The sequence below is a fragment of the Iodidimonas muriae genome, assembly GCF_014647255.1.
Classification (GTDB): domain Bacteria; phylum Pseudomonadota; class Alphaproteobacteria; order Sphingomonadales; family Rhodothalassiaceae; genus Iodidimonas; species Iodidimonas muriae.
Genome location: NZ_BMOV01000004.1, coordinates 77,478 through 94,913 on the forward strand (window position 1 = coordinate 77,478; position 17,436 = coordinate 94,913).

Below are 17,436 nucleotides of genomic sequence, written 5' to 3' on the forward strand. Positions count from 1 at the left end.
ATGAGGAACGGACAGACATTATGAAAGCTATTTTCAGTTTTATCTGGGGAGCTATTCGCGCCTTTACGACGGTGGCGGCTTTTATTTTTTTCATTCTTGTTTTTGTGATGATTGCGGGGATTTCCGGCATGTCCGGGGATGGGCAGCGGGTTGAAGTGCCGCAGGGCGGTGCCTTTGTGTTCAATCCAGTCGGGCAGATTGTCGATCAGAAGAAAATACCGACCATCAATGATGTGCTCCGCGGTGCCAAACCCGTCGAGGTGAAGCTGCGTGATACCATGAAGGCGGTTAAAGCGGCGCAGGACGATGACAAAATCGCTCTTATGGTGATGGATCTGGATAAATTCACCGGGGCGGGGCCTGCGGTTCTGCACGAACTTGGAGGCGCTCTGGAAGCCTTTCGGGAAAGTGGCAAGAAGATCATCGCTATGGGCGATTCTTTCGGCCAGCCGCAATATTATCTGGCGGCTTATGCCGATGAAATCTGGCTCAATCCGGCGGGGGACGTAGGCATAATGGGCTATGGCGCTTATGGCCCTTATTTTTCAGATGCCTTGGACAAGCTGAAGGCCGATGTGCATGTCTTCCGTGTCGGCACTTATAAATCTGCGGTGGAGCCTTTTATTCGCAATGATATGTCCGATGCCGCAAAGGAAGCTACCAAAGGCTTTCTGGACAGCCTTTGGGGGAATTATCTTGCGGATGTGACACGGTTGCGCGGTTTTGACGAGGGGGCCTTGTCGGCTGCGATCGACGGAATGGTGGACAATTTGCGTGCCGCCGACGGGGATGTATCCAAAATGGCTCTGGACTTGGGCTGGGTGGATGCTTTGAAAACCCGCAGTGAAATGACCGCCGCCTTGGTGGACCTTGTGGGCAAGGCCGATATGGGCGAAGGCTTTAAAGGCATTGGCCTGACCGATTATTTAAAGCAGCTCAGATCGCATGATAAAGACGACAAGGACGATCGCTTGGTGGCTGTGGTGAGCCTGCGCGGGGCCATCGTGCCGGGTAAGGCTCCGGTGGGGCAGATCGGTGCCGATACCGCGGTCAAGCTGATTAAGGCGGCCCGCACCAATGATAAGGTGAAAGCCCTTGTGCTGCGTATCGATAGCCCCGGGGGCAGTGTGTTCGCCTCCGAGGTCATTCGTCAGGCGGTGTTGGATGTGCAAAAGGCCGGCAAGCCGGTGATCGCCTCTTATGGAACCGTGGCGGCATCGGGCGGCTACTGGATTTCAGCCAATGCCGATGAAATCTGGGCGATGCCGGAAACCATTACCGGGTCCATCGGAATTTTCGGGATGATTACAACATTCGATCAATCTCTGGATATGTTGGGTGTGCACACCGATGGCGTGGGAACCACCCAGCTTGCCGGTGCGTTTGATCTTACCCGGCCCTTGTCGCCAATGGTGGCGGATCTGGTGCAAAGCTCGATCGAACATGGTTATGGGAAATTCCTGTCCATCGTGGCGGAGGGCCGCTCCATGAGCGTGGAGGCTGTGGACGCCATTGCCCAAGGCCGTGTGTGGTCGGGGGAAACCGCGCTGGAATTGGGGCTTGTGGACCATTTGGGCGGATTGGATGATGCGGTGAAGGCTGCGGCGCAAAAAGCCGGGCTGGAAGAGGGCGATTATGGCGTGCGTCATGTTCAAGAACAATTGGATCCCTTTGAAAACTTCATAGTGAGTGTTCTCGAACAGGCGCAGGTTCGCGGAATGGTTCCCGACAGCATGGGGCAGACGGTTCCGGTGGTTGCCGATATACAGGGCCGCTTTATGACGGCGATGGAAGAGCTGCAGTGGCTGAAAGATCCCAAAGGGGCTTATGCCATCTGCATGCACTGTAAGGTGAACTAAGATGAGCGCTCCTCGCTCCGATCAGGAATGGCGTGAGAAACTGGGCGAGGAGCGCTATTATATTTGCCGAAAGGGCGGCACCGAGCCGCCCTTTACCGGCGCTCTTTTGGCCGAAAAACGTGCCGGAAAGTTTCACTGTGCAGGCTGCGGCGCGGCGTTGTTTTCCTCTGCTGCCAAATATGACAGTGGATCTGGATGGCCTTCGTTTTTTGATCGCGTCAAGGATGCCCCGATCACCGAAATCCGCGATGAAAGTTTGGGTATGGTGCGGGTAGAGCTGCGCTGTGGTGCTTGCGACAGCCATTTGGGGCATTTGTTTCCCGATGGCCCCGCCCCCACAGGGCAGCGCTATTGCGTTAATTCCTTGTCCCTGACCTTTGAGCCAGAGTCTTCTTGAACAGCCTGCCGGCTTTTTTTCAGCTTTGTGTCAATCCGATCAGCAAAATTGCTAATAAAACAGCGATCAGCACGATATTATAAAGCGCGCTTAGGGTCAGGAATTTGAAGATAGTCCGCCACCAGCCCTGCCCATAAAAATGCTTCATGGATAGCAGCAGATAGGCCGGCACGCCGAAAAAATAAATTCGGCCACTGGCGGCTCCCATGCCCATGGACCCAAGAATGACAAGGCCGGTGAGCAAGAGGAACAAGAAGGCGTGAAAATGCAGTGAGAAAACCAGCTGGTTGAAAAAATAAGCGTCTTTCCGCCAATACATCGCGCGCAATAAAAGGGCGAAGACAGGCACCAGAACCAGCATGGCGCGGGGCATCCATGTGTTGAACACCCCATTGATCAGTTCCGGATTCTTTGCGAATTGGCCCATTCCGGTCAGAAGACGGGAGATGAAGTCCAGAAGGGGGGCGCTGTCTATGTCCGTTTCATTATTTTCAGCGATTTCGCGCTTGATCGTCTCGATGCTGTCATCAAAGGAAAGGGCGGGGGAGGCGTTTTTCTGGATTGGTTCAAAAAACTCCAAGGTCATCGCCGGGATGCCGGCCTCTGCTTCTGCCTCCGCCTCTGTCGCAGGCTCTGTCTCCGGTCCGGATGGCGCTATGGCTTCCTGATCCGTAAGGGGTGCCGGATCGGCGGCCCGCACCAGTTGCAGCAATGCCACATTGCCCAATTCCACCGCGAGAAAGAACACCAATACGCTGATGAGCATCAAGCGCACAGGTGCTACATAATTGGCCCGGTGGCCCTCTACATATAGGCGGCTCATACGACCGGGGCGGGAAAAGAGCGGGATCAATGTATGGGCCAGCCGACTGTCCAGCGAAAAGATATTGTCGGCGAACTCTATGGTGAAGGTCCAGAAAGGACGGCGTAGATCCCGATCATGTTGCCCGCATCGAGAGCAATAGGGGCCGCTGAGAGAGGTGCCACAATTCAGGCAATGGGTGTGGCCGGTTTTTTCATTATCGGGCGCGTTTTGGGATGCGTCTGTTGTTGTGCTGTCCATCCGGTTTCCCTTTTCCCCACACAGCTTTGATGGTCGAGGATAGTCGGGACGGCTTTAGACCGGAAGGATATTTTCCTTGCTATCATCGTGCGGGGAGGTGATCGCGGCCATGGGGCGCATCAAGATCCATATCCGGCCCCAAGGGGATGATGGCGGTGGGGTTGATGCTGGCATGGCTGGCATAATAATGCGCTTTGATATGGTCGAAATGTACAGTCTCGCGCACGCTGGGAACCTGATACAGATCCCTCAGATAGCCTGAAAGATGTGGATAATCGGCGATGCGCTGTTTGTTGCATTTGAAATGCCCCACATAAACCGCATCGAAGCGCACAAGGGTGGTAAACAACCGCCAATCCGCTTCCGTTCGCCGATCCCCTAAAAGATAGCGATTGTTTGCCAGCCGGTCATCCATCTCGTCCAGTGCTTTGAACAGCTCCAGATATGCCTCTTCATAAGCACTTTGGGTCGTGGCAAAGCCGGCTTTATACACCCCGTTATTGATGGCGTGATAAACGCGGTCATTCAGGCGGTCGATATCGGCACGCAAATCTTCGGGATAGGTGTCGATCTGGGGATGCCGGGTTTGCGGCAGGTTATTGAAGGCGCTGTTTAGAATGCGGATAATTTCGGCGGATTCGTTATTGACGATGGTTTGGCTTTTCTTGTCCCACAAAACCGGCACCGTCACGCGTCCGGTATAATCCGGTTGGGATTTGGTATAGACCTGATGCAAGCGCGCAAAGCCGTTGACATGTAAGACAACGGCATGAAATAAAAGCGTCACGAAAGCATCATGGATATGCAATGGCCGGATCTTTAAGAAATATGCGAAAGTCCTGTGGCCATTGTGACGTGATGTGCAGACTGTACGGGCTTTATTGACGGGCGAGAACAGGATAAGGGCATGGAAAACAAGAAGTGGCGTCATGTGCGCTTGGCCGGTGTTTGCGGCTTGGCTTTGATGGGCGGGGCCGTATCAGCGGCAGCGCAAAGCGTGGAAGAACTGCAAGCGCAAATCGATTTTCTGCGGGCGGAGATCGAAAAGCTGAAAGCAGAGCGCTCGCCCGCAGCGCCCTTGTCCCCGGCCCCTTTGGCCGAGCGTGAGACGGCAACATCAACGGATGATCCACATTCTGTGCCGGAAGAAAAACCGTTGGTGGTAAAAGCGGCCGGTGCCCCCAGCTTCACAGGTGACGGCTTTAAAAATTTCAAGATCCGTGGGCGCATCCAATCGGATTTTGCGCAGATCGGTGATCCCGACAAGATCGGGACATTAAGCGCAGATGGGTTCACGCCCGACCGGGGCTTGGGGACGGTTGCGGAAATTCGCCGGGTGCGGATCGGTGCGCAGGGCGAAATGGGCGATTGGGGCTATAAGTTTGAAGTGGATTTCGCCGGTGGTGAAACGAATGTGGCGGATGCCTATCTGGCCTATAAGGGGATCGACAATCTGGCACTGATCGTCGGCTATCAGAAAACCCAGGCCTCTATGGAAGAGCAGGTGTCGTCGCTGGATGTGGTTTTCATGGAGCGCAGCCGCTTTACCGATGCCATTGATCTGCGCCGCGAAATGGGCGTCACTGCTGATTGGAGCGGCGAGAACTGGCACTGGAAATCCGGCATTTTCGTCGATGGGGCCTTTGATGAGGATGACGAGGTCAATGGCCTGATCGTCAGCTCGCGCGGTCATTACACATTCGGCCCGAAACATGCCTTCACCCATATGGGGGCATCGGTGGAATATCGCGACTCCGGAGCGGAGCAAGGGCGCTTGCGCAATCGTCCGCTGTTTCATGCGTCCGATAGCCGTTTGCTGGATACCGGCAGTCTTGACAGCACCTCCAGCCTTTATACCGGTCTGGAACTGGCCGGAGGATATGGGGCGTTCTATTTCGAAACCGAACTGGCCACTTTGGGGTTATCGGTGCGTGACGAAGCGGGTCAGTCCTCGACGGCACGGTTCAACGGGGCCAGCCTTCATCTGGGTTATTTCCTGACGGGCGAACAGCGGGCCTATAAGCGCTCGGCGGGAACATGGTCGCGCACCAAGCCCGACAATCCCTTGGGGAAAGGCGGTTTCGGTGCGCTGGACGTTGCCTTTGGTGCGGATTGGGTTGATCTTAATGCCAGCGATGAAAGCATTTTTGGTGGCCAGCAATTGACGTTTCTTGCGGGTCTAAGCTGGCGTCCGGTGGATCATATCCGCTTCATGGCCAATATCAGCCATATGGAAATTTACGACAGCGCCAGCCATTTGCATCTCAAGAATGATGGGACCGTGGAGGATGATTTCGGGCTGAATATGTTCGGACTTCGTGCCCAGGTCGATTGGTAAGACCCTATATCTTGAAACCCTCTCTTGCGCTCCTTATCCGTGATCGTCTATCAGGCGACCCTTGGCAGGGAGAAAGCCATTGAGCTTCGTTTTGGAACAAGAGAAAGCGGCAGATGCCGTGGCTATCGATGCCCTGCTGGATCAGGCATTCGGTGTCGCGCGGTTTGAACGCACCGCTTACCGCTTTCGTGATGATGTGCAGCCGGTCGAGGGTCTGGGCTTTATCGCGCGGGGGCATAACGGCCTGTTGGGCTCGGTACGCTTTTGGCCTTTGCATATAAATGTCGAGGATACAGTAACAGCCGGGCTTTTATTGGGGCCTTTGGTTGTGTCGTCCGCCGCGCAAGGCACCGGCGTCGGCACGGCACTGATGCGCAAGGGATTGGCCGTGGCCACAGACAGGGCGCTTGGGCCGGTGTTTCTTGTGGGGGATGCCGCCTATTATAGCCGTGTGGGCTTTCAACCGGTTATGCCAAGCCTGTGCCTCATGCCCGGTCCGGTGCCGCCGGAGCGTTTGCTGTTTCACCCGGCGGGAAGCGGGTGGAAAACCTTGCCGGAGCGGTTTTCGCTCTGCCCTGTTTCGGTTCTCACCCATGTGCCGTCTTCCACTTAGCGGCTTTCTTTTCTCCATGTGAGCGCCAGCAAACCCGCCAGTATAACCGCCCATGCCCATGCGGGGAGAAGCGCTGTCTGGGCGATATCCTCGATGCGGCTGGCGCGGCGCTGGGGCAGCCCCATCCACCCATTGCCCGCCGCTGTGGCCTGTTTTGACGGGTGACGAATATCGGGCAGTCCATCTTCCAGCCAGAAGATGCCGCCGCCGGTTTTTTGCGCCACATCGCGCACGATCTGATCTGTTGGCATGATGCGCGACAATTCATGGCCGCCCACAGGCCCGATGCCCGCCACCGTTTCATCTTCGCCATCGCTTATGCGGTATAACCCTGCCTCTGTTGCAAGAAGCCGCCCTTCGGCAATGCCGTTGGCACCGGGGCTTAACATCAGGGTGCGTTCGCTCCCGTCCGGGCCGGTGACGGTGACCATGGCCTGTTCGCCGGACAAGCTGCGCCGTTCTACTACGATGTCTTCGCCGTCGGATCGGGCCGACAGGGCTTTTTCTTCCAGATCCGGTTCTTTCATCAACCAATGAACGCTCCGGCGCAAAAGCTCTTGATAAGGGCCACCGCCTTCCACACCCCGCGCCCACAGCCATACATGGTCCGACATCAATTCGGCGATGCGGCCTTCTCCGGCGCGTTTCAAAACCAAGAGCGGTTGTTCGCCGGGGCCCGATAACAGCACTTGGCCGTCAATCACCCGGTTGTCCACCATACGGAACCACCGGCCCCATGGCGCGGCGCCCGGTTGTTCCAATCCTTGTGTAACCGGATGGCGGCGGCCCAGTTCGGTAAGGGCGGGTACAAAGCCGGTGCTGCTGATGGTGCCGGTCGGAGAGGCGGGCAAGACCTGTTCAAGGGGGGTGCGGAAAATGCTCAAAGGCTCGGCATATTCCGGTCCATTGGCGACAAAGATCGCGCCGCCCCCTTCCACATAGGACAAAAGATTGGAGAAATACCGCACATCCAACACCCCGCGCAGGGAATAGCGGTCGAAAATCACCAGATCGAAATCTTCAAGCTGTTCGGAAAACAAACGCTCGGTGGGGAAGGGGATCAAGGACAATTGGCTCACCGGCGTGGGGTCCTGGCTGGTGGGCAGGCGCAAAATGGTAAAGTGGATAAGGTCCACCGCCGGATCGGATTTCAGCGTATCGCGCCAGACCCGTTCACCGGGATGCGGTTCGCCCGAAACCAGCAGCACCCGCAGCCGGTCGCGCACCGCGTTCACCGAAAACAATGCGCGATTATTGACCAGAACCGTTTCATCGGGGGCGGTTTCCACCGAAACATCCACCAGCATTTCGCCGCGCCGTTCCGGAGTTAGCGTAATCTCGAAGGGAACGCCGGGCATCACCATGCGCTGTTGCGGTGCTTTGTCGAAGCGGCGAATGGTCAGGGCCACCGGACCGCTTTCGGGGATATTGTCTTCTTCAATGCGCAATTCGATGGTCACAGGCCGGTCCACCAGCCCGAATTCCGGAGCACGGATCACCTCGATACGGCGGTCGGGGGCCGTGCGGTTGCCGGTCAGCAGGCTGTGGATGGGGCGCTCGGCGGCGGTCAGGGCCTCCCCGCGGGATATGTCGTCGATGCGGCCATCGGTGATCAAAAGGGCGGCGGACAGGCGATCTGGCGGAACATCCGCCAAAGCGGCCGCCAAGGGGCCGAACAATTCGGTGCGATCAGCCTTGCGGTCGCTTTCGATCACCCGCAATTCCCCGCCCGCTGCTTGAATATTGGCGCGCAGGGCATCAATGGCCTTATCGGTTTCGCTTTCCCGATCGCCAATGCGATTGCTGGCGCTGCGATCCACCATAGCCACGGTGATATCGGACATCGCGGTGCGGTCTTCCTGCACCAGATGGGGATTTGAAAGAGCAAGGATAAGGGCTGCGAAAAACAGGGTGCGGATCAGGCTGCCGCGCGCCCGACGCAGCAACAAAAGGGCGCTGAACGCCGCAAACAAAATCGCCAGACCGATCAATATCCATGGCGGGAAAATCGGGTCGAACCCAAGGGAAAGCGCCATCATAATCCCCTATTCCCCCAAACGTTCGATCAAGGCGGGCAGATGAAGCTGATCGGCCTTGTAGGTGCCGGTCAGTGCATACATCACCAGATTGACACCAAAGCGAAAAGACAATTCGCGCTGACGCACACCGCCGGGCAGGCGCGGTTCCAGAAAATGGTCGAATTCATCGATGGCCCATGCGGATGCCCAATCATGGCCCCCGATCAAGATGGGGCTGACACGGGCTTCTTCTCCCACAGAATCATCGGTCACCCACAGGGTGCGTCCGGTGATGCGGCCGGGAAATTCATCCAGCAGATAAAAGCTGCGGGCCAGAACATGCTCGCCGTCCACCGGCGCAAGGGGGGGCAGATCAAGCTGGCCAAGAAGGCGTTGCAAGGCTTGGCGTGAAACCGGATTCTCCAATCCCAGACTGTCGCTGGCGCTATCGTTTACCCCCGTATCCATCAACACAATACCGCCGCTCCGCAAAAACCGGCTTAAGGCACGGATGGCATCGGGGCTTGGGCTTTGGATATCCGGTGGCACAGGCCAGTAAATCAGCGGGAACAGCACCAGTGGGTCATGGGCCGGATCAAGCCCCACCGGATCGCCCATTTTTACGGCGGTGCGCAATTCCATGATGCGCTTCAGGCCATAAAGGGCGGCATGGGATCGGGTGTCGATCTGGGCATTGCCGGTGCGGATATAGGCGATGCGGGTGGCCGCTGTGGCTTCCAGTGCAAAGCCGGTTTCAAGCCGTTCGGTGCTTTGCGCATGGCCGGTACCGGGGAGTGCTGCCAAGAACAAGGCCCCGCCCGATATCAGAATGACGGCAGGTGTCACAGCGCGGCGCAAGGCGGTAAGCGGGCGGTTGAACAGACCGCGCATCCAAAGGCTGGCGATCATATCAAGGGCCACAAGGGCCACCATCAGCGCAAATAATAAGGGGGCAAGGGCGCGGTCTGTGCGGCTGCCGGTGGCAATGTCCATGGCGGGGCGGCTACTTTCAAGGAACTGATACTCGGCGGTGATCGGGCCATTGGCCGACATCAAAGACAAAGCCAACGGATTGGCCGCAAGGCCGTAATAACCCGGGGGATGTGCCGCCGAGGCGGATGTGCGGTCAAAGGCCGATCTGCTGATGGGGGCAATATCGGTATTGGCGGGGCCAAGGCGACCAAAGCCATCCATCACCGTTCTATTGGCCAGAAATTCGGGGCCGTTATGTTGCTGGTCCGCTCCTGCCCGATGCTGGGCCAGGGGCAAAAGACGCTTGAGCATATCCACAAACAGGCCCGATAAAGCCAAAGACGACCAATCGGCATTGGCGCTGGTGTGAAACAGTACGATCCAGCCATTGCCCCGGCGGTTGGCGGTCACCAAGGGTGTGCCGTCCAGAAGCCGCGCCCATGTACGGTCGGCCAGATTGATATCGGGAACGGCCAGAAGCTGGCGGCTTACACGCACGGTTTCGGGGGGCGTCAATCCTGCAAAAGGGCCATCGGGATTGAACGGCCCCAAGGGTTGCGGCTCTTCCCAGGAAAGGGCGCCGCCCACCGCCCGGTCCCCCGAACGCAGGCGCACCGGGATCAAATCATCCCCGCCTGCCGCCATGCGCGGTCCGGCAAAACGGATCAACAATCCCCCTTCTTCAACCCATGCGCCCAAGCGCCGTTGAGCAGGTTCTGCCATGCGCCCCACATCGGCCAGAATGATCGCGCTTGGCGATTGATCCAATAATGTGGCCGGCGCACCGTCGGTCAGTTCTGCATAAGGCTCCAAAGCGCGGCGCAAATAGAACAAGGGCGATTTCAGTGGTTGAATGGCGCTGGAGGCTTCCCCCGCAGACAAGGCCACCAGGGGCCGGCCGGATCGCGCATCCAACAAGGCGACGGTACCGGCACTTTTCCCATTGGCGATGTCAATGCGGGCGACCTGATTGCGCAGATCGCGGGGCAGATCGATCCGTGCCTGTGCGGTTTGGGCCCATTCGCCAAATACAGCATCCGCTTCACCCAATCGGCGGCCATCCGATCCCAGCGCCTGCACGACAAAACGGGCAGGGGCTTGGCGGGGCGGGCGCACCACCGTCAGGCTATAATCCAGCCCGGTTTGCACCAAAGGCAGCAAGGCCACAGGATAATCGGCGGCACCATCGGCATATAGTGTCACCGTGCCCATGGCGTTCAGGGCCGACCATAAATCATCGCTGCGGGGATGGGCCAGACCATCACTTATCCAGAAAATGCGCGCAAAATCATGATCCAGTTGTGTCACAATTTCTGTGGTCTGTTGCAGATCGGGCGACCAGGGAACCGGCGCAAAGCCCATCAAGGACCGCCGCATGTCGCTGGCGGCCTGTGGCTGGGGTTTTGCTGCATCTTCTCCGCTGCGCCAACCATTGGGCGGCGGGGCCGTGGGCAGCAAAACCACCGGACGGTTCTCCCGCGCCATCGTGTTTAGCAAGCGGTCTAAAAGTGCAATGCGGTCGTCCCAGCGGCTGGCAGCTTCCCAGCCATTGTCCACCACAAGAAGCACCGGACCATCGCCGGGTGTTTCTTCAATGGGGTTCAGAACCGGGCCGGACAATGCCAAGAACAACAAAGCCCCCAGCAAAAAGCGCAAAATCAAAAGCCAAAGCGGGGTGCGGGCAGGCGGAGGCTCGCTGTTTATCAAATCGCCCAAAAGCACCATGGGCGGGAACTGTTCGCTTCGGGGTTGTGGCGGCAAGGCCCGCACCAAAAACCACAAAGCAGGCAGGCTCAAAAGACCAAGCAATACGAAAGGCGCGGTAAATCCCAAACTGCCCAATCCACCCAATGACATCATCAGCCTGTCCGTCCCGTTAATGCGATGAGGGTCAAAAGCGCCAGCGCGGGGGAGTGGTCGCTGCGGTGCACAGAATGGGTCCAACCCGCCCGCCGGGTCATGTCGCCCAGCATCGAAGACCATGCCTTCATGCGCTTGCGATAGCTGTCGGCCAGATCGTCGGCCCGATCCAGAAGCAGGCTGTCTTCGTGTTCCATGCCTGAAAAACGCACCCGTCCGCGATAAGGAAAATCACTCTCCACAGGATCGACAATCTGCATCAAATGGCCCGCCACCCCAAGCCCGACCAGCTGACGCAATTTTTGTCGGGTGTCGTCTTCTTCCCCCAGAAAATCCCCGATCAGGATCAGATGGGCGTGGCGGTCCAGCGGTTTGCTTTGGGGAAAGGGCGGGCAGTCTGTCATTCGGGTGCGGCTGATGGCTTCCAACAAGCGTTCCAGCCCGAAGCGCCCGCCTGCGGCCTTTTCATGTTGCCCATAAAGGCCGACCCGTTCGCCCGCGCCGGTCAAAAGCCGGGCGGTGGCCAGCGCCAAAAGGATCGCCCGATCCGCTTTGCTGTCTTGGGCAAGGGGGGAACGAAACTGCATGGAGGCCGAGCTGTCGACCCAGAACCAGACATTCTGGGCCGTTTCCCATTCCTGCTGCCGCACATAAAGCGCATCGGAGCGGGCCGAGCGCCGCCAATCGATATTGGAGGCCTGTTCGCCATTTTCATAAGGGCGGAATTGCCAGAAGCTGTCGCCTGGACCGGCCCGCCGCCGCCCATGCACGCCTTTTTGGGCGGCATGCAGCCTTTTATCGGCGCGTATCTGATGGGCGGGCAGGCGGTCGGCCAAGGATTGGGCGCGTTGCCACAGGTCCATCATTGGCACCAGAGCGGGGGAAGCCTTTTGGCCAAGTGCGTTGGATATGGGGCGTTTCATGGCCAATTGCTTAAAGCCTGCCCGCAAGATCGGTGATCACCTGATCATTGGTCAGGCCATCGGCGCGTGCGGAAAAGCTTAAAGCCATGCGGTGGCGTAAAACCGGCATGGCAAGGGCTTTTACATCGTCTACCGAAGGCACGAGGCGGCCATCCAGCAAGGCGCGGGCGCGACAGCCCAGCATCAGGCTTTGAGCAGCGCGCGGACCGGGGCCCCAGACGATTTCAGGGTGATCATTGCCGGGGCGTGCTCCGCGTACCAAATCAAGCACGGCATCAACCACCGCTTCCCCTACGGGCAGCTTGCGCACCAGTTTTTGCAGCATGAGCAACTGGTTGGCATCGATCACCTTGGCAATGCTGGTGGCGGTTATGCCCGTGGTATGGAGCAAGATCTGGCGCTCTGATAAACGGTCGGGATAATCCACATCGATCTGCATCAAGAACCGGTCCAACTGCGCTTCCGGCAAGGGATAGGTGCCTTCTTGTTCGATGGGATTTTGGGTGGCGAGAACATGGAAAGGCTCAGGCAGATTGTGACGTTCCCCGGCGATGGAAACCTGCCGTTCCTGCATGGATTGCAGCAATGCCGATTGGGTGCGCGGGCTGGCGCGGTTGATTTCATCGGCCATGAAAAGCTGGCTGAAAATGGGGCCGGGTAAAAACCGGAAAGCCCGCTTTCCTTGCGCATCTTCTTCCAGAACTTCGCTGCCCAGAATATCGGCAGGCAAAAGATCCGGGGTGAATTGCACCCGCTTTTCCGATAATCCCAAAACCGTCCCCAGCGTTTCCACAAGCAAGGTTTTGGCAAGGCCCGGCACCCCGACGATCAGCGCATGGCCGCCCGATAGCAATGTGGTCAGCGTTTCTTCGATCACCCGGTCCTGACCAAATATATGGCGGGCAATTTCGGCCTTGATATGCATCGCCGTTTCTATGGCTGCATCGGCTTCATGGGTTAAGGCATCGGAAATTGCATCGGGGGCAGTGTGTTGCAGGTCGCTCATATAGGCGGGCCTCTTGTCTGAGAGATGGTGCCGCGCAGACCCTATTATCACCAAGGTGCTGCGGTGTTTGTGGTGCATGCTATCATCACTATATAGAAGTAGGTGGTCGAGACGAAAGACGTAACAATGGTTGGAATATATTCAAAAGCTGTGACGAAGGCCGATTTGGCGGCCGGAAAGCGCTTGAATGCGCTGTTTGCGCAGCTATCGAAACAAAAATATCCGCCGGTCCATCTGTGGAATCCCGAGCTGTGCGGTGACATTGATATGCGCATCGCCCGCGATGGCACGTGGTATTATATGGGAACCCCCATCAATCGCCCGGAAATGGTACGGTTGTTTTCCGGTGTGCTGCGCCATGATGATGATGGCTATTATCTTGTCACGCCCGTGGAAAAATTGAAAATCATTGTGGATGATGCGCCGTTTCTCGCCACCTCCATGGAGGTGGAAGGGAAGGGCGAAGATCAGGTCTTGTCCTTTAAAACCCATGTGGGCGATCTGGTGGTGGCTGACGAGGATCACCCTATTTGGCTGGATCAGGATAAACACGGCGATCCTTTGCCGCATCTATTGGTGCGCGATCGGTTGGAAGCATTGATTGCCCGTCCGGTTTATTATGAACTGGCGGAACTTGCGCAGCCCATGATGATCGACGGTGCGGAAAAAGTCGGCGTGTGGAGCTGTGGCGCGTTTTTTCCTCTTGGTGATCTGGTGGAGGATTGAGTGGTTTTCGCCCATATCAAACATCGGTTGGACTGTGCGCCGCGGAAACCACTGCGCAGCGATTTCGATCTTTATGATGGGCCGGATGCCCCTCAGGATCGGCCAAAGCAGCATAAAAAGGCCGCTGTATTGGTGCCTATTGTCAATCGCGGAGATCGTCCGACAATTTTGCTCACCCGTCGTGCCGATCATTTGTCCACCCATGCCGGGCAAGTGAGCTTCCCCGGTGGCCGAGCCGATAAGGGCGACCGCAATGCGGTGGCCACAGCCTTGCGCGAAACACAAGAAGAAATCGGTATAGACGCGGGAGCCATCAATATTATGGGGCGGCTTGATACCTATGAAACGGTGACGGGCTTTCGCATTGTCCCCATTGTGGGGCTGGTTACGCCGCCTTTCGATCTTTATTTGCAGAAATCGGAAGTGGCGGAAGCCTTTGAGGTTCCGCTGGATTTTATCCTTGATCCCAATAATCACCAACGCCACAGCCGCATGTTTCTTGGGACGAAACGCCATTTCTATGCCATGCCTTATGAGGGCTTTTATATCTGGGGGGCAACGGCGCATATGTTGGTGAATTTGTCTCAGGTTTTGCGCCTCGACAATGAACAAAAGGATGGTTTATGAGCGCTGTGTTCTTGAGATTGGGGCTGTTCTTGCTGCCCTTTGCGTTTTTCTTGTTATGGCTGTGGCTGGTGCGCCGTTTGAAACAGGCCGGCGGTGAAACCAATCCCCGATTGGAAAAAGCGGTGATGCTGGGCGGCGGTGTGTTTGTGCTGGCTTATGCTGCGGTTCTTTATTTTTATGCGGGCACCACCGAACGTGCCGATGAGACTATGCGTTATGTGCCGGCAACCACTGTTGATGGCGAGATCGTTCCCGGACATTTCGAGAAAATCCCCGATAATTGACTGTGCCCATGCATCTTTCTGCGCCTTTCATAAAGGATGAAAAAAGCCGCACCGTGATCAGGGCTTTGGGTGAGGGCCAGGCACGTTTTGTGGGAGGGGCTGTGCGCGATGCCTTGCTTGGCCGCTTGGTGCAGGATGTGGACATTGCCACCAGCCACCCACCGGATGTGGTGATTGAAAAGCTGAAGGCCGCAGGCTTGAAAGCGGTTCCAACGGGGATCGACCATGGCACCATCACGGCCATTGTGGCGCATCAGCCGTTCGAGGTCACCAGCTTGCGCCATGATGTGAAAACCTTTGGACGCCATGCCCAAGTGGCCTTCATCGATGATTGGCAGGCCGATGCACGGCGGCGCGATTTCACCATGAATGCCTTATATGCCGATCTGGATGGCCGCCTTTATGATTATCATGGGGGCGTGGCTGATGCGCGGGCCGGACGGATCGTGTTCATTGGCGACCCAGAAGAACGCATTCGTGAAGACGCCTTGCGGATTTTACGATTTTTCCGGTTTTTTGCCCATTATGGCAAGGGGGTACCCCATGCGGCCGGCTATGAGGCCTGTATTGCCTTGCGTGATCGGCTTGATCTGTTGTCGGTGGAGCGGATACGCGCTGAACTCTTGCGTTTGTTGATGGCGCCCGATCCTGTGCCGACCCTGACATTGATGGAACAGGGCGGTATTTTGGGCCATGTTCTGCCGGAGTGGCACATATCCGCTGGCCTGCAAGCACTGGATCGGCTGGTGCAGCGTGAAAATGCCTTGGATCTGGCTGATCCTTTGCGGCGATTGGCTGCCTTATTGCGTCCGGAAACATATGAACGCCTCGCCAAACGCTTCAAGCTGTCGCGGGCCGATGCAACACGCTTGACGGCCATGACAGGGCCGCTTCCCGATGATGGTGAAAAAGCCGTGCGTCAGGCGCTTTGGTCTGATGGGGCGCGAACCCTTGTGGATCGTTTCTTGCTGTCAGACAAGGGATTGAGCCGCGCCGCATTTTCTGACATTCAACGCTGGCGCCGCCCTGTTTTTCCGCTGCAAGGCCGCGATCTTACCGTTCTTGGTATCCAGCCGGGGCCGCAAATGGGACAGTTCTTGAAAGATGCCGAACAACGCTGGGTGACCAGTGATTTTACCCTGAAAAAAGCCGATCTGTTGGCTGCAATCCTCAAGAAAAATGGCAGCAAAGATGCATAAGAAAGAGCCGTGGGAATGGGCGATTTTAGCGATGTTGGCGCTTTTTGCGTTGGCCGCTCTTGGCGTTGTGGCCTTTTCCTGGTCGAAAGAAGACTGGCGCATTGATTTGACTGTTGATTTGCCTCTGACGCCAGACCAAGCCTTTGTCGCCCTTGCGGATGCCGGGCATCGGGTGGATTGGGAATATGGCGTAACCCTTGTGGCCCCTTTGATGGGAGAGGACGGCACGGTGGGAGCAACGCGCTTGCTCTATATGCGGGCGAATGATCGTACATGGCAGATTGATGAAACCCTGACCGGCTATGCTCCTCCCAATTCCTGGTCGGCGGAGCGCAGCACCGATATGTGGCGCACCTCGGTGCATTGGACATTGGCCCAAACAGCTGAGGGCAGCCGCCTTCATTGGCAAGAAACACGGCAATTTTCCGGATTGTCGCCCCGGTTGTTCGCGTTGTTTACCATGCACCAGCACAAAAAACGGCTTGAGCAATCTTTGCAGCATCTTGCGGCCATGCATTGGCCCGATGACTAGCCTGTTTTGGTATTGTCAGGAATTCTTACAGATGTCTGACGTGTGACGGATCTTTGTAAAGCCTAATTAACCACTAAAAATATGTAAATATGAGCTTCCCCTTGTAATCGGCTGATTTTCAAGTCTCCTACAACCGGCACGATATTTGCATTGTGATAACTATAGTTGCCGGTTGGTTTTGGGTGTGCGGCATGCCTTCGTGTTCGTCGTCGGATTTATGGATAGGAACGGGGAAGATTATGATGAAGCTGGGGATCAAAACAGGATTTAAACGGTGTGTTTGGGCGCTTGCTCTCTCTGTTGCAGGGATCGGAGTGGCGCAGGCAGGCCCCATATTCGATGAATTCGGAGCCTTGCCGGGGGTGGAATTTGGCGGTGATGGCATTCCCAATGGGGCGGTGGCCATTTCGCGGGCGCAAACATCTGCCGGGGAATTGACATTGGGGATAACGGCGCATCAGCGCTTTGTCGGCCCGAATTTGCAAAATGACGGTGCAGGCACCTTCATTGCCGATACCGGCACCAATTTCAGCCCAGGCGGGACAGAAGGGGCTGTGTGGAACTTCGCTTTCCATATCAATCTGGAAGGGCAAGGCACCACATTTGATGATCTTGTTGGTGCAGGATACAGCTTTCAATTGGCCTATGATGTGGACCCGGGCAATGGGACCGATTTCGGGATATTGCTGTTCGATCCCTTTTTAGGTGGGTTGGCCACCATTGAAGGCAGTCAGAATTTGCTGTTCGGCTTCCTGTTTGATGATGACTTGCCTTTCATTACTGCGCCTTCCGGCGGGTTCAATCCCAATGTTGCGGGCCTGTATTCCTTTGAATTGAGCGCTATTTCGCCCACGGGTGGCACCGTTCTTGCGGCCATTGATGTGCGCGTTGTGCCGGTTCCGGCAAGCCTTGGATTGCTGGGGCTTGGATTGATCGGCTTTGGCTTTATGCGGCGGCGCAAAAGCGTTCATTGACAGGCTTTTTGTTTCGGACGGGGATGGGGTGGAGCAAGCGTGCTC

General features: G+C 56.9%; 15 protein-coding genes and 1 pseudogene. 10 read left to right on the top strand and 6 right to left on the bottom strand.

Annotated elements, in window-relative coordinates; genetic code table 11:
• Nucleotides 1–20 precede the first annotated feature (20 nt).
• Nucleotides 21–1,859 (top strand): signal peptide peptidase SppA, encoded by a 1,839-nt coding sequence (gene sppA / locus IEX96_RS07075; protein WP_188873690.1) that lies wholly within the window; start codon nt 21–23, stop codon nt 1,857–1,859.
• A gap of 1 nt (nt 1,860) precedes the next feature.
• On the top strand, nt 1,861–2,256 hold the full coding sequence (gene msrB, locus IEX96_RS07080; RefSeq protein WP_150005337.1) for a peptide-methionine (R)-S-oxide reductase MsrB: 396 nt from the start codon (nt 1,861–1,863) through the stop codon (nt 2,254–2,256).
• Between the two features lie 19 nt (nt 2,257–2,275).
• Here msrB and IEX96_RS07085 read toward each other — a convergent pair whose 3' ends face one another.
• Both IEX96_RS07085 and IEX96_RS07090 read right to left on the bottom strand, forming a co-directional pair.
• Nucleotides 2,276–3,319, bottom strand: a complete 1,044-nt coding sequence (locus IEX96_RS07085) for a DUF3667 domain-containing protein (protein WP_150005336.1) — start codon at nt 3,317–3,319, stop codon at nt 2,276–2,278.
• Between the two features lie 82 nt (nt 3,320–3,401).
• Nucleotides 3,402–4,163, bottom strand: a pseudogene (locus tag IEX96_RS07090) (glutathione S-transferase family protein); the annotation flags it as partial.
• A gap of 63 nt (nt 4,164–4,226) precedes the next feature.
• Here IEX96_RS07090 and IEX96_RS07095 point away from each other — a divergent pair.
• Both IEX96_RS07095 and IEX96_RS07100 read left to right on the top strand, forming a co-directional pair.
• Entirely contained in the window at nt 4,227–5,657 is a 1,431-nt protein-coding gene (locus IEX96_RS07095; RefSeq protein WP_150005334.1) for an OprO/OprP family phosphate-selective porin, read from the top strand.
• Between the two features lie 79 nt (nt 5,658–5,736).
• Entirely contained in the window at nt 5,737–6,270 is a 534-nt protein-coding gene (locus IEX96_RS07100; RefSeq protein WP_188873691.1) for a GNAT family N-acetyltransferase, read from the top strand.
• On the opposite strand, the gene IEX96_RS07105 is transcribed toward IEX96_RS07100, so the two are convergent.
• The 4 genes from IEX96_RS07105 to IEX96_RS07120 are packed head-to-tail and all read right to left on the bottom strand — an operon-like array spanning nt 6,267 to nt 13,049.
• Nucleotides 6,267–8,309: a hypothetical protein gene (locus IEX96_RS07105; RefSeq protein ID WP_150005332.1), complete on the bottom strand. Its 2,043-nt coding sequence runs from the start codon at nt 8,307–8,309 to the stop codon at nt 6,267–6,269. The genes IEX96_RS07100 and IEX96_RS07105 overlap by 4 nt on opposite strands.
• A gap of 6 nt (nt 8,310–8,315) precedes the next feature.
• The gene (locus IEX96_RS07110; RefSeq protein WP_188873692.1) at nt 8,316–11,120 is read right to left on the bottom strand and encodes a DUF4159 domain-containing protein; all 2,805 of its coding nucleotides are present in this window, start codon (nt 11,118–11,120) and stop codon (nt 8,316–8,318) included.
• Entirely contained in the window at nt 11,120–12,043 is a 924-nt protein-coding gene (locus tag IEX96_RS07115; protein WP_150005329.1) for a DUF58 domain-containing protein, read from the bottom strand. The genes IEX96_RS07110 and IEX96_RS07115 overlap by 1 nt, the downstream gene beginning before the upstream one ends.
• Before the next feature lie 10 nt (nt 12,044–12,053).
• Nucleotides 12,054–13,049, bottom strand: a complete 996-nt coding sequence (locus tag IEX96_RS07120; protein WP_188873693.1) for an AAA family ATPase — start codon at nt 13,047–13,049, stop codon at nt 12,054–12,056.
• A gap of 126 nt (nt 13,050–13,175) precedes the next feature.
• On the opposite strand from IEX96_RS07120, the gene IEX96_RS07125 reads away from it, so the two are divergent.
• The 6 genes from IEX96_RS07125 (at nt 13,176) to IEX96_RS07150 (ending at nt 17,391) form a co-directional block, all read left to right on the top strand.
• Complete coding sequence (locus tag IEX96_RS07125; protein ID WP_188873694.1) at nt 13,176–13,775, top strand: DUF1285 domain-containing protein; 600 nt, start codon at nt 13,176–13,178, stop codon at nt 13,773–13,775.
• Complete coding sequence (locus tag IEX96_RS07130) at nt 13,776–14,402, top strand: CoA pyrophosphatase (RefSeq protein ID WP_150005328.1); 627 nt, start codon at nt 13,776–13,778, stop codon at nt 14,400–14,402.
• Nucleotides 14,399–14,686, top strand: coding sequence for a hypothetical protein (locus tag IEX96_RS07135; RefSeq protein ID WP_150005327.1), 288 nt, complete (start codon nt 14,399–14,401; stop codon nt 14,684–14,686). The genes IEX96_RS07130 and IEX96_RS07135 overlap by 4 nt, the downstream gene beginning before the upstream one ends.
• Nucleotides 14,687–14,694: 8 nt before the next feature.
• Entirely contained in the window at nt 14,695–15,885 is a 1,191-nt protein-coding gene (locus tag IEX96_RS07140; RefSeq protein WP_150005326.1) for a CCA tRNA nucleotidyltransferase, read from the top strand.
• Nucleotides 15,878–16,417 (top strand): SRPBCC family protein, encoded by a 540-nt coding sequence (locus IEX96_RS07145; RefSeq protein ID WP_188873695.1) that lies wholly within the window; start codon nt 15,878–15,880, stop codon nt 16,415–16,417. Before IEX96_RS07140 ends, IEX96_RS07145 begins: the two co-directional genes overlap by 8 nt.
• A gap of 239 nt (nt 16,418–16,656) precedes the next feature.
• Nucleotides 16,657–17,391, top strand: coding sequence for a VPLPA-CTERM sorting domain-containing protein (locus tag IEX96_RS07150; RefSeq protein WP_188873696.1), 735 nt, complete (start codon nt 16,657–16,659; stop codon nt 17,389–17,391).
• Nucleotides 17,392–17,436: the final 45 nt, after the last annotated feature.